Origin of the sequence: Mycobacterium parmense, assembly GCF_010730575.1 — a bacterium.
GTDB lineage: Bacteria > Actinomycetota > Actinomycetes > Mycobacteriales > Mycobacteriaceae > Mycobacterium > Mycobacterium parmense.
In genome coordinates, this window is record NZ_AP022614.1 from 3,227,944 (window position 1) to 3,240,320 (window position 12,377).

Consider the following 12,377-nt stretch of genomic DNA (forward strand, 5'->3'; position numbering starts at 1 on the left):
CGATTGGCCGCCAAGCGCCCAACCACGGCGCTCACGCGCCCCGAGGCGATGATCCGCACCTCCGGCGCACGCGTGGCGTCCGTAAGCTGTGGTCGTGGAACGTGCCAGGAGTGCGGATTCGCATACGACCTGACCGCTGCGACACAGGCCTGCGACGACATTCGGGGTGACGTCGCCGAATTGGCCCGGCTGATTACCACCACCGAACGACGTACCCTCGCGCGGCCGAACGCGCCGGAGGAGGTGACCGCAGGTGGCCGTGAACACGCTGCACGACGTGCACCACCACCTGCTGGACACACCGCCAACTCGCCCCAACTACGTAACGGACAATCGCTGATTCCACAGTCGGTCGGGCCCGAACCGGTAATGGGCCGGGTCAGCCGACGGGTCGTGCTCGCTTCGCCACACGGCCGAGTCGCCTGAATACCGCGGTCGGGCCGGCTGGGGATGCTGCTGGCGCCTGTCGAAGCGATCGAGCCGGTGCGCCGGCACCAGCCCGGTCAGCATGAGATTTCCGATCTCGCGCAGCACTTTGCCCGCGGTGCGCCGGGTGTCCGCCGCCTTGACGTAGCGGCGCGCGACGGTGAGAAAGTCTTCGGGCTCGACCCCGGCGACATCACGCACGTGAGTGGTCGGTCCGCCCACCTCCCAGCTGCCCAGGGCGGTCTCAGGCAGGTAATGGCGCAAACCGGACTCGAAGTACATGTCGGCTCCGAGTCGCTTGGCGTTCAGGCGCACCGCTCGCATGAACATCCACGGGGGAATTTCCATGAGCCGGACCCGCCGGCCCAACGCCTCACCCACCGCTTCGGCAACGTCGGCACCGGACAACAGCTTTGGCCCGGTCGGGCGGTAGGCGCGACCGTCATGGCGGTGCGGGTCGAGCAATGCGCCCACCGCGACCCTGGCGATGTCCTCGTTGGATGGGGGCGCGTTGAGTCGTCCCCCGGTACTTGGCGTCGGCAACACCCCGAGTTGGGCCGCAACCGGCAGCACCTGGAAATAGTTGTCCGCGAAGAATCCGGGATCGACCGCGACGTGGGCGGTGTCCGGCAGCAACTGAAACAGCTTGTCCGACAACCAGTGCTGGCGCGTCATCAGGGCCGGATGCTCGGGGCTGGCCAGCCACTGGCCCAGCGCGACCACGGCCTCTACGCCGGCGCCGCGCGCGGCCACGGCAAAGGTGACCGCACTGTCGAGTGCGTGCGGGTGATACGGGGGGTTGAAGAACAACCGATCCACGCCGTCGACCGCGGCCCGAACGTGTTGAATGTCAAGCATATCCGCGACGACGACCTCGGCCCCCAAGGCACGCAAACGGGCACTGCGTCGATCATCGCGACGTACCAATGCCCTGGTGGCCACGCCCTTTTCCAGTAATTGGGCCGCCACCGCGCCGCCGATCCTTCCCGTCGCGCCGGTGACCAGCACCCGTGTGTTTGTCATTGGAGTTCCTTCCTGCGAGATCTGACGATGTGACCAATGGTTACATCGGCAGTATGCGACCGCGATGTGACCGTTGTCAACATTTGGCGCGCGTGAGATCGTGATGGCATGAGTTCCGCCGGACCCCCCGCCAAAAAGGGCTACCACCACGGCGCGTTGCACTCGGCTCTGATCGAGGCGAGCATCGCCCTGGCCCGCGAGGGCGGACCCGATCGGGTGATCCTGCGCGAGGCGGCCCGGGCCGCCGGAGTGTCGCATTCGGCCGCCTACCGCCACTTCGCCGACCGCGAGGAGCTGCTGGCCGAGGTGTCAAGCTATGCGCGCAGCGAGCTCGCGGCGCAGATGCGCCGACGCGTCAATCGCTCCAACGACCCTCGCAAGAGGCTGCGCGCGGTCGGCGCCGCGTACATCGACTTCGCGATTTCCGAGCCTGGACTGTTTCGCGCCGCATTCACCTCGCATCCCGCGACATCCCCCGACGCGGAGCGCGATCGCGCGACAACGGGCCCAGACCCTTTCGAGGTCCTCGGTCAAGTGCTCGACGAAGCCCAAGCCGCCGGTCTGCTTGACGCGCGCCGCAGGCCGGGGGCCGAGGTGGCCGCCTGGTCAGCGGTGCACGGCCTGGCCAGCCTGCTACTGGATGGACCGCTGCCCAGGAGCCCCGCCGCCGTCAGATTCGCGCAGGCCCAGGTGTTCGATCTCATCGAACGCGGTCTGCTGAACGACACGTAAACGGGCTCCACAAGACGGGCGACCACTGGCGGTGCGCGCACAGGCATGGTGGAGTGGGTATCGCCCATCCAGGGCCCCCACCAACCCGAGAGCGAGGTACGCCGTGCTGGGCCTGCCGGAGCAAGTGCACGCCTGCCTGTTCGACTTGGACGGCGTGCTGACCGATACCGCCAGCGTGCACACCAAGGCCTGGAAGGCCATGTTCGACGCCTTCCTGTCCGAACGGGCCAAGCAGACGGGCGAGAAGTTCGTCCCCTTCGACGCGGCCGCCGACTACCGCAAGTACGTGGACGGCAAGAAGCGCGAAGACGGGGTGCGCTCGTTCCTGGACAGCAGGGGTATCGAACTGCCCGACGGCAGCCCCGATGACCCGAAAGACGCCGACACGGTCTACGGCCTGGGCAACCGCAAGAACGACATGTTCCAGAAGGTGCTCCACGACGACGGCGTCGAGGTGTTCGACGGCTCGCGGCGTTACCTCGAGGCGGCCTCGGCCGCGGGTCTGGGGATCGCCGTGGTGTCCTCGAGCGCCAACACCCGCGAGGTCCTGGAGATCACCGGCCTCGACCGCTTCGTGCAGGCGCGCGTGGACGGCATCACGCTGCGCGACGAGCACATCGCGGGCAAGCCGGCCCCGGACTCCTACCTGCGCGGGGCGCAGTTGCTGGGCGTCGAGCCAAGCGCGGCGGCCGTGTTCGAGGACGCCATCTCGGGCGTGCAGGCCGGCCACGCCGGCCATTTCGGCCTGGTGGTGGGCGTCGACCGGGTGGGCCAGGCAGAGGATCTGCGCCGCAACGGCGCCGACGTGGTGGTGACCGACCTGGCCGAGCTGCTGAAGTCATGATCGACGAAGAATGCTTCCCCGTTGATCCGTGGCACTTTCGCGAGACGAAGCTCGACCTGAACCTGCTGGCCCAGACGGAGTCGCTCTTCGCGCTGGCCAACGGGCACATCGGGTTGCGCGGCAACCTCGACGAGGGAGAGCCCTACGGCCTGCCGGGCACGTACCTGAACTCCTTCTACGAGATCCGGCCGCTGCCCTACGCCGAGGCCGGCTACGGCTACCCCGAGGCCGGCCAGACGATCGTCGACGTCACCAACGGCAAGATCATCAGGCTGCTGGTCGAGGACGAGCCGTTCGACGTCCGCTACGGCGAATTGATCGGGCACGAACGGGATCTGGATCTGCGCGCCGGCACCCTGACGCGGCTCGCACACTGGCGGTCACCCGCCGGCAAGGAAGTCAAGGTGGTGTCCACCCGGCTGGTGTCGCTGGCCCAGCGCGGCGTCGCGGCCATCGAGTACGTCGTCGAAGCGGTCGGCGAGTTCGTGCGAGTGACGGTGCAGTCGGAACTGGTCACCAACGAGGACCAGCCGCAGACCTCGGGAGACCCGCGGGTATCGGCCATCCTGGAGAACCCGCTCGAGGAAGTCGACCACGAAAACACCGACACGGGTGCACTTCTCATGCACCGGACCCGTAGCAGCGCGCTGATGATGGCCGCCGGCATGGACCACGAGGTCGACGTTCCGGGGCGCGTCGAAGTGACCACCGACGCGCGCGCCGACCTCGCGCGGACCACCATCATCTGCGGGTTGCGCGCCGGGCAGAAGCTGCGCATCGTCAAGTACATCGCCTACGGCTGGTCGAGCATGCGGTCGCGTCCGGCGCTGCGCGACCAGGTCGCCGCCGCGTTACACAGCGCGCGCTACAGCGGGTGGCAGGGCCTGGTGGATTCGCAGCGGGCCTACCTCGACGACTTCTGGGACAGCGCCGACGTCGAGGTCGAGGGCGACCCGGAATCCCAACAGGCAGTGCGTTTCGGGTTGTTCCACCTGCTGCAGGCCAGCGCGCGCGCCGAACGCCGCGCGCTTCCGGCCAAGGGGCTCACCGGAACCGGCTACGACGGGCACGCCTTCTGGGACACCGAGGGTTACGTGCTGCCCGTGCTCACCTACACCGCGCCGCACGCGGTCGCCGACGCGCTGCGGTGGCGGGCGTCGACCCTGGACCTCGCCAAGGAGCGGGCGACCGAGCTCGGCCTCGAAGGCGCCAGCTTTCCGTGGCGCACCATCCGCGGTCAGGAGTGCTCGGCCTACTGGCCGGCCGGCACGGCCGCCTTCCACATCAACGCCGACATCGCGATGGCCTTCGAGAGGTATCGCGTGGTCACCGGTGACGATTCGCTGGAGGCCGACTGCGGCCTCGCGGTGCTGATCGAGACCGCCCGGCTGTGGCTCTCGCTCGGGCACCACGACCGCCACGGCGTCTGGCACCTCGACGGCGTCACGGGCCCCGACGAATACACGGCCATAGTCCGCGACAACGTGTTCACGAACCTGATGGCCGCGCACAACCTGCACGTCGCCGCCGACGCGTGCGTTCGCCACCCCGAGGCGGCCAAGTCGATGGGTGTCACCACCGAGGAGACCGCGGCGTGGCGCGACGCGGCCGACGCCGTCAACGTCCCCTTCGACGAGGGGCTGGGCGTCCATCAGCAGTGCGAGGGGTTCACGACGTTCGCGGAGTGGGACTTCGAGCGCAACACCACCTACCCGCTGCTCCTGCACGAGGCCTACGTGCGCCTCTACCCCGCCCAGGTGATCAAGCAGGCCGACCTCGTGCTGGCCATGCAGTGGCAAAGCCATGCGTTCACGCCCGAACAGAAGGCCCGCAACGTCGACTACTACGAGCGGCGCATGGTGCGCGACTCGTCGCTGTCGGCGTGCACCCAGGCGGTGATGTGCGCCGAGGTCGGCCACCTGGAACTGGCCCACGACTACGCCTACGAAGCCGCCCTGATCGACCTGCGCGACCTGCACCACAACACGCGCGACGGACTGCACATGGCCTCGCTGGCCGGCGCCTGGACCGCGCTGGTGGGCGGTTTCGGCGGCCTGCGCGACGACGAGGGCATCATTGCGCTGGATCCTCAACTGCCCGAGGGCATATCGCGACTGCGGTTCCGACTGCGGTGGCGCGACTTCCGGCTGACCGTCGACGTCAACCACTCCGACGTCACCTACACCGTGCGCGACGGGCCCGGCGGCCAGCTGACCATCCGGCATGCCGGTGACGAGTTGGTGCTCGACACCGAGTCGCCGACCACCGTCGCGATCCAGCCGCGCAAGCCGCTGCTGTCGGCGCCACAACAGCCGCCGGGCCGCGAACCGCTGCGCCGCCGCAGCCTGACAGCACTCAGTGAGGCTGCACCAACCGCTGCACCTCCGCGCTGACCGCCTCCCCCAGCTCCGCGTCCGCCATGTCCTCCAGGCCGGCCGCCGAACGTAGGAACGGGGCAAAGAGCCGCCAACCCAGCTGCAGCGCAAAGGCGTTCGCGACGGCCAGCCGGGCGCTGCGGTCGTCGTCATGCATTGGGCGTACGCGGTCGAAGAGCTGGGAGGCGCCGGGGAACCGCGACTGCAGCTTCCCCGCGGGGTAGCCGTCGAGCAAGGTTCGGGCCATCACACGCATGTGCCGGTCGAGCGCCCGCTCGACCTCCGCGGCCGACGGATCGGTCTGCAGCAGCGCGGTGGTCGTCGCCCCCAGGTGGTCCAGCACCGCGCCGACCAGCTGCTCCTTGGTGCCGAAGTGACGAAAGACCAACCCGTGGTTGACCTTTGAGCGCGCGGCGATGTCGCGAATGGATGTCGCGGCGGGGCCGCGCTCGGCGAACAACTCGGTGGCGGCCTCGAGGACCGCGGCGGCTACCGCCTCCCGTCCGACGGGGGCGGCGCGGCCGGCGGGTGACTTCGGTGTTGCCGAACGTGTAGTCATGTGACTACACTAGCCGATATCGTAGTCGATTGACTACACCAAGAATCACCCGAAGGACCATGCCATGACAGACTCGATCACCGTCACCAAGCTCGGCAGCCACATCGGCGCCCGCGTCGACGGGGTGCGCCTCGGTGGCGACCTCGACGCCGCCACCGTCGAGGGAATCCGCCAGGCGCTGCTGGCACACAAGGTGATCTTCTTCCGGGACCAGCGCCACCTCGACGACCAGCAGCAACTGGCCTTCGCCGGCCTCCTCGGCACCCCGATCGGCCACCCGGCCGCCTCGGTCCTGTCCGCCGAGAACGCCCCGATCATCACCCCGATCAACTCCGAGTACGGCAAGGCCACCCGCTGGCACACCGACGTCACGTTCGCGGCCAACTACCCGGCGGCCTCGATCCTGCGGGCGGTCACCCTGCCCACCTACGGCGGTTCGACGCTGTGGGCGTCCACCGCCGCGGCCTACGCGCAGCTGCCCGAGCCCCTCAAGCAGCTGGTCGAGAACCTGTGGGCGCTGCACAGCAACCGCTTCGACTACATCACCGAAGAGGCCCAGGCCGCCATGAACGACGCGCAGAAGGCTTTCCGGCAAGCCTTCGAGAAGCGCGAATTCCGCACCGAGCACCCCGTCGTGCGGGTGCACCCGGAGACCGGTGAGCGAACCCTGCTGGCTGGAGACTTCGTCCGCAACTTCGTCGGCCTGGACAGCTACGAGTCGACAGTGCTGCTCGACCTGTTGCAGCGGCGAATCACGGCCCCCGAGAACACCGTTCGCTGGGCGTGGGAGGCGGGCGACGTCGCGATCTGGGACAACCGGGCCACGCAGCACCGAGCCGTCGACGACTACGACAACCAGCCCCGGCTGATGCACCGCGTCACGCTGATGGGCGACGTTCCGGTGGACGTTCACGGCGAGCGCAGCCGGGTGGTCAGCGGCGCCCCCCTCGAGGCGATCGCGAGCTAGGCGCAGCCGAGCGAAGCGGGTCGCCGACCGACAACCCAGCGGCGATCGCGAGCTAGGCGCAGCCGAGCGAAGCGGGTCGCCGACCGACAACCCAGCGGCGATCGCGAGCTAGGCGCAGCCGAGCGAAGCGGGTCGCCGACCGACAACCCAGCGGCGATCGCGAGCTAGGCGCAGCCGAGCGAAGCGGGTCGCCGACCGACAACCCAGCGGCGATCGCGAGCTAGGCGCAGCCGAGCGAAGCGGGTCGCCGACCGGTCAGCCTGCGTGGCTGACCGGGTCGATCGGCAACCATCGCAACGCGCCCGGAGCATCGGCGGGCACCACCGGTTGCTTCGGCGCTATCGGCTCCATCCGCCGGTAGGCGTCGCCCTGTAGCGGCCGCTCGTCGTTCTCACCCTTGTTCGGCCAGAGCGACGCGGCGCGCTCGGCCTGCGCGGTGATGGACAGCGACGGGTTCACCCCGAGGTTCGCCGAGATCGCCGCGCCGTCCACCACGTACAGCGTCGGGTAGTTGTAGACCCGGTGGTAGGGGTCGATGACCCCGCGCTCGGGGCTGTCGCTGATCGCCGCGCCCCCCAGGAAGTGCGCGGTGAGCGGGATGTTGAACAGCTCGCCCCAGGTGCCACCGGCCACGCCGTCGATCTTGGCGGCGATGCGGCGCGTGACCTCGTTGCCCACCGGGTTCCAGGCGGGGTTGGGGTCGCCGTGGCCCTGTTTGCTGGTGTACCAGCGGATGCCGAGCTTGCCGCGCTTGGTGTAGGTGGTGATCGAATTGTCCAGGTGCTGCATCACCAGCGCGATCATCGTGCGCTCGCTCCACTGGCGGGGGTTGAGCAGCCGCAGCATGCGGCGGGGGTCCTCGCCGGCCTGCTCCAGGAGTTGGCGCCACCGTGGGACGTCGGTGCCGCCGGGACCCGTGCCGTCGGTCATCAGCGTCTGCAGCAGCCCCATCGCGTTGGAGCCCTTGCCGTAGCGGCACGGTTCGACGTGGGTGTCCGACGTCGGGTGGATCGAGGACGTGATCGCGACCCCGTGGGTCAGGTCGAGATTGGGGTCGACCTCCAGCTTGCCGGCGCCGACGATCGACTCGGAGTTGGTGCGCGTCAGCACGCCCAGCTGCTTGGAAAGCCGCGGCAGCACGCCCTTGTCGCGCATCTTGAACATCAGGTGCTGGGTCCCCCAGGTGCCGGCGGCCAGCACCAGGTACGACGCGGTGAAGGTGCGCCGATCGCGGCGCAGCCAGCTGCCGGTGCGCACGGCGCGAACCTCCCAGAGCCCGTCGGAGCGCTGCCGGAAGCCCTTGACGGTTGTCATCGGAATCACTTGCGCCCCAGCGGATTCGGCGAGGCCCAAGTAGTTCTTCACCAGGGTGTTCTTGGCCCCGTAGCGGCAGCCGGTCATGCAGGACCCGCATTCCAAACAGCCCGTCCGCGCCGGACCCGCGCCCCCGAAGAACGGGTCGGGCACCGTCTCGCCGGGCTTCTTGGTGCCGTCGGGCCCGAAGAAAACCCCGACCGGGGTCGGCACGAACGTGTCACCGCACCCCATGTCGTCGGCGACCTCTTTGAGGACGCGATCGGCGTCGGTGAACGTCGGATTCTGCACCACGCCGAGCATCCGTTGCGCCTGGTCGTAGTGGGGCATCAGCTCGTCGCGCCAGTCGGTGATGTGTGCCCACTGCCGGTCGGCGAAGAACGGCTCCGGCGGCACGTACAGGGTGTTGGCGTAGTTCAGCGACCCGCCGCCCACTCCCGCGCCGGCCAGGATCAGCACGTTCTTCAGCGGGTGGATGCGCTGGATGCCGTAGCAGCCCAGCCTCGGCGCCCACAGGAACTTCCGCAGGTTCCAGGATGTCTCGGCGAACTCCTCGTCGGCGAAGCGGCGACCGGCTTCCAGAACGCCTACGCGATAACCCTTTTCCGTCAGCCGCAACGCGGTGACGCTGCCCCCGAATCCCGAACCGATGATCAGGACGTCGTAATCCGGCTTCATCGCACCAGTATGGCCTTACCCGTCGGTAATAAACCAGCGGCCCGGCCGGCCACGAGTGTGCGGCCAGCCGCACACCGGGGCCCGAGTGTGCGGCCAGCCGCACATTGGGGCCCGGGACGCGCCAAACCTAGCTTCCGACGGTCAGGCCGACCTTCTGGAACTCCTTGAGGTCGCAATAACCGGCCTTGGCCATCGACCGGCGCAGGCCGCCAACCAGGTTGAGGCTGCCGAACGGGTCGTCGGAGGGCCCGTTGAGTACCTGATCGAGTGACGGGCGTTCAGCGACGGCGATCTGCAACAGCGCGCCACGCGGCAACGAGGGGTGCGCCGCGGCCGCCGGCCAGAACCAGCCACCGCCGAGCGCCTCCGCGGATTCGGCCAGTGGCGTGCCCAGCACCACCGCGTCGGCGCCACAGGCGATGGCCTTGGCCAGCTCGCCGGAGGTGTGGATGTCGCCGTCGGCCAGCACGTGCACGTACCGGCCGCCCGTCTCGTCCAGGTACTCACGGCGCGCGGCCGCGGCGTCGGCGATCGCCGTGGCCATCGGCACGCTGATGCCCAAAACCTCGTCGGAGGTGGTCACGCCCCGGGTGGAGCCGTAGCCGACGATGACGCCCGCCGCGCCGGTGCGCATCAGGTGCAGCGCGGTGCGGTGGTCGAGCACGCCGCCGGCGACCACCGGGATGTCCAACTCGGCGATGAACGTCTTCAGGTTCAGCGGCTCACCGTCGCTGGCGACCCTCTCGGCGGAGACGATGGTGCCCTGGATGACGAGCAGGTCGATCCCGGCCTGCAACAGCACCGGCGTCAGCGCCTGCGCGTTCTGCGGGCTGACCCGCACCGCGGTGGTCACCCCGGCCTCGCGGATTCGCGCGACCGCGGAGCCCAGCAGGTCCGGGTCCAGCGGTGCCGCGTGCAACTCCTGCAACAGCCGGATCGCCGCCGAGGGTTCGGGCTCCTTGCTCGCGGCCTCGACCAGTTGGGCGACCTTGGCCTGCACGTCGGCGTGCCGGCCGATCAGCCCCTCGCCGTTGAGCACCCCGAGGCCGCCGAGCCGCCCGAGTTCGATGGCGAACTCCGGCGACACCAGGGCGTCGGTCGGATGGGCCACCACCGGGATCTCGAACCGGTAAGCGTCCAGCTGCCAGGCGGTCGACACATCCTGCGACGAGCGCGTGCGCCGCGAGGGAACGATGCTGACTTCGCTGAGTTCGTACGTGCGACGGGCGTTGCGGCCCATCCCGATTTCGACCATGTCCGCCTCAGCGCGCGAAGTAGTTGGGCGCTTCGACGGTCATCGCGACGTCGTGCGGGTGGCTTTCCCGCAACCCGGCCGCCGTGATCCGCACGAACTGCGCCTGCTGCAACGACTCGATGGTAGGCGAGCCGGTGTAGCCCATGGCGGCCCGCAGGCCGCCGGTGAGCTGGTGGATCACCGACGACAGCGGTCCGCGGAACGGCACCCTGCCCTCGATACCCTCGGGCACCAGCTTGTCCTCCGACAGTGCGTCGTCGGCGAAGTAGCGGTCCTTGGAGTACGACTTGCCCGTCCCAGCAGGCCCGGCCCGCCCGGCCATGGCACCCAGCGACCCCATGCCCCGGTAGCTCTTGAACTGCTTGCCGTTGACGAAGATCAGCTCGCCCGGCGCCTCGGCGGTGCCGGCCAGCAACGAGCCCAGCATGGCCGTCGACGCGCCGGCGGCCAGCGCCTTGGCGATGTCGCCCGAGTACTGCAGTCCGCCGTCGGCGATCACCGGCACGCCCGCCGGACCGCACACCGCGACGGCCTCCAGGATCGCGGTGATCTGCGGGGCGCCGACGCCCGCGACCACCCGGGTCGTGCAGATCGATCCCGGCCCCACGCCGACCTTCACCGCGTCGGCGCCGGCCTCGATCAGCGCCGCGGCGGCCGACCGGGTGGCGACGTTGCCGCCGATGATCTCGACGCGTTCGCCGACCTCGGCCTTGAGCTTGCCGACCATGTCGAGCACCAGCCGGTTGTGCGCGTGGGCGGTGTCCACGATCAGCACGTCCACGCCGGCGTCGACCAGCATCATCGCGCGGACCCAGGCGTCGCCGCCGACGCCGACGGCGGCACCCACCAGGAGCCGGCCGTCGCTGTCCTTGGTGGCCAGCGGGTGCTGCTCGGTCTTGACGAAGTCCTTGACGGTGATCAGCCCGGTCAGCCGGCCGTGGCCGTCGACGACGGGCAGCTTCTCGATCTTGTTGCGGCGCAACAGGCCCAGCGCCGCGTCGGCGCTGACGCCCTCCTGCGCGGTGATCAGCGGGGCCTTGGTCATCACCTCGGCGACCTTCTTGGTCTGGTCGACCTCGAATCGCATGTCGCGATTGGTGATGATGCCCACCAGGGCGCCGGAGTCGTCGACCACGGGCAGCCCGGAGATCCGGAACCGTGCGCACATCGCGTCGACCTGGGCCAGCGTGTTGTCCGGCCGACAGGTGACCGGGTCGGTGACCATGCCCGCCTCGGAGCGCTTCACCATCTCGACCTGACCGGCTTGTTCGGCGACCGGCAGGTTGCGGTGCAGCACCCCCATCCCGCCCGCGCGCGCCATTGCGATCGCCATCCGCGATTCGGTGACCGTGTCCATCGCGGAGCTGACCAGCGGCACCTTGAGCCTGATCTTCTTGGTGAGCTGGCTGGAGGTATCCGCCGTCGCCGGCACCACGTCCGATGCGGCGGGCAACAGCAGCACGTCGTCGAACGTCAGTCCCATCATCGCCACTTTGTAGGGGTTGTCCCCGCCGGTGAACACGGAGCCGTCCGCGAGCCCCCCGAGGGGGGCCTCGCGCACGTACGGGCTGGCAACCAGGTCGGAGCTGTCTTCGAGGTTGGACATGCCACGGGACATCGGTGGGGCCTCCAGATGACGCGGAGTGAGATTCCCATCCTATCGGCTCGCGGCCCCCCGGCGACGCTTGCTCGGGCGTGCCGCGAGCGGCAACCGCCACGGCCCGGACCACACGGGATGGCAGGTATGTCCCTGCTGGCGAAATCCCCGCCCGGCTGCGTAGGCTAGGGGACGTGCGCGACCACCTCCCGCCGGGTTTGCCGCCCGACCCGTTCGCAGACGACCCCTGTGACCCGTCGGCGGCGCTGGACGCCGTAGAGCCGGGCCAGCCGCTCGATCAGCAAGAGCGCATGGCGGTCGAGGCCGACCTGGCCGATCTGGCCGTGTACGAGGCCTTGCTGGCCAACCGCGGCATCCGCGGACTCGTGGTGTGCTGCGACGAATGCCAGCAGGACCACTATCACGACTGGGACATGCTGCGCGCCAACCTGCTGCAGCTGTTGATCGACGGTACCGTCCGTCCGCACGAGCCCGCCTACGACCCGGAGCCCGACGCCTACGTGACGTGGGACTACTGCCGGGGCTACGCCGACGCCTCGCTGAACGAGGCGACATCCGACGCGGACGGATTTCACCGGCGCTGAGC

Annotated in this window: 10 protein-coding genes; 5 read left to right on the forward strand and 5 right to left on the reverse strand. The window is 69.3% G+C overall.

What is annotated here, in order from left to right:
- Nucleotides 1–318: 318 nt before the first annotated feature.
- Complete coding sequence (locus G6N48_RS14800) at nt 319–1,449, reverse strand: NmrA family NAD(P)-binding protein (RefSeq protein WP_085272036.1); 1,131 nt, start codon at nt 1,447–1,449, stop codon at nt 319–321.
- Nucleotides 1,450–1,557: 108 nt separating this feature from the next.
- Here G6N48_RS14800 and G6N48_RS14805 point away from each other — a divergent pair, with 108 nt between their 5' ends.
- The 3 genes from G6N48_RS14805 (at nt 1,558) to G6N48_RS14815 (ending at nt 5,418) form a co-directional block, all read left to right on the forward strand.
- Nucleotides 1,558–2,181, forward strand: coding sequence for a TetR/AcrR family transcriptional regulator (locus G6N48_RS14805; RefSeq protein WP_085272035.1), 624 nt, complete (start codon nt 1,558–1,560; stop codon nt 2,179–2,181).
- A 103-nt stretch (nt 2,182–2,284) separates the two neighbouring features.
- A complete protein-coding gene (locus G6N48_RS14810; protein ID WP_085272034.1) occupies nt 2,285–3,025 on the forward strand; it encodes a beta-phosphoglucomutase family hydrolase in 741 nt (246 codons plus the stop codon).
- Nucleotides 3,022–5,418, forward strand: coding sequence for a glycoside hydrolase family 65 protein (locus tag G6N48_RS14815; protein ID WP_085272033.1), 2,397 nt, complete (start codon nt 3,022–3,024; stop codon nt 5,416–5,418). The genes G6N48_RS14810 and G6N48_RS14815 overlap by 4 nt, the downstream gene beginning before the upstream one ends.
- Here the strand turns inward: G6N48_RS14815 and G6N48_RS14820 are convergent.
- A complete protein-coding gene (locus G6N48_RS14820; RefSeq protein WP_085272032.1) occupies nt 5,381–5,959 on the reverse strand; it encodes a TetR/AcrR family transcriptional regulator in 579 nt (192 codons plus the stop codon). The two genes, G6N48_RS14815 and G6N48_RS14820, sit on opposite strands and share 38 nt — an antisense overlap.
- A 64-nt stretch (nt 5,960–6,023) precedes the next feature.
- On the opposite strand from G6N48_RS14820, the gene G6N48_RS14825 reads away from it, so the two are divergent.
- Nucleotides 6,024–6,926 carry a TauD/TfdA dioxygenase family protein gene (locus G6N48_RS14825; protein WP_085272031.1) on the forward strand — a complete coding sequence of 301 codons (903 nt, stop codon included), beginning with the start codon at nt 6,024–6,026 and terminating at the stop codon, nt 6,924–6,926.
- Nucleotides 6,927–7,181: 255 nt separating this feature from the next.
- On the opposite strand, the gene G6N48_RS14830 is transcribed toward G6N48_RS14825, so the two are convergent.
- The 3 genes from G6N48_RS14830 to guaB form a co-directional block, all read right to left on the reverse strand.
- On the reverse strand, nt 7,182–8,918 hold the full coding sequence (locus G6N48_RS14830; RefSeq protein WP_085272030.1) for a GMC family oxidoreductase: 1,737 nt from the start codon (nt 8,916–8,918) through the stop codon (nt 7,182–7,184).
- A gap of 127 nt (nt 8,919–9,045) precedes the next feature.
- Nucleotides 9,046–10,173: a GuaB3 family IMP dehydrogenase-related protein gene (locus tag G6N48_RS14835; protein ID WP_085272029.1), complete on the reverse strand. Its 1,128-nt coding sequence runs from the start codon at nt 10,171–10,173 to the stop codon at nt 9,046–9,048.
- Between the two features lie 7 nt (nt 10,174–10,180).
- Complete coding sequence (gene guaB, locus G6N48_RS14840) at nt 10,181–11,791, reverse strand: IMP dehydrogenase (protein WP_085272028.1); 1,611 nt, start codon at nt 11,789–11,791, stop codon at nt 10,181–10,183.
- 173 nt (nt 11,792–11,964) lie between these two features.
- On the opposite strand from guaB, the gene G6N48_RS14845 reads away from it, so the two are divergent.
- Nucleotides 11,965–12,375: a DUF5319 domain-containing protein gene (locus G6N48_RS14845; protein WP_085272027.1), complete on the forward strand. Its 411-nt coding sequence runs from the start codon at nt 11,965–11,967 to the stop codon at nt 12,373–12,375.
- The last annotated feature ends 2 nt before the right edge of the window (nt 12,376–12,377 follow it).

Coding starts and splice junctions, on each gene's coding strand:
- G6N48_RS14800 (WP_085272036.1), bottom strand. CDS start 1,449: ATGACAAACACACGGGTGCTGGTCACCGGCGCGACGGGAAGGATCGGC.
- G6N48_RS14805 (WP_085272035.1), top strand. CDS start 1,558: ATGAGTTCCGCCGGACCCCCCGCCAAAAAGGGCTACCACCACGGCGCG.
- G6N48_RS14815 (WP_085272033.1), top strand. CDS start 3,022: ATGATCGACGAAGAATGCTTCCCCGTTGATCCGTGGCACTTTCGCGAG.
- G6N48_RS14820 (WP_085272032.1), bottom strand. CDS start 5,959: ATGACTACACGTTCGGCAACACCGAAGTCACCCGCCGGCCGCGCCGCC.
- G6N48_RS14825 (WP_085272031.1), top strand. CDS start 6,024: ATGACAGACTCGATCACCGTCACCAAGCTCGGCAGCCACATCGGCGCC.
- G6N48_RS14830 (WP_085272030.1), bottom strand. CDS start 8,918: ATGAAGCCGGATTACGACGTCCTGATCATCGGTTCGGGATTCGGGGGC.
- G6N48_RS14835 (WP_085272029.1), bottom strand. CDS start 10,173: ATGGTCGAAATCGGGATGGGCCGCAACGCCCGTCGCACGTACGAACTC.
- guaB (WP_085272028.1), bottom strand. CDS start 11,791: ATGTCCCGTGGCATGTCCAACCTCGAAGACAGCTCCGACCTGGTTGCC.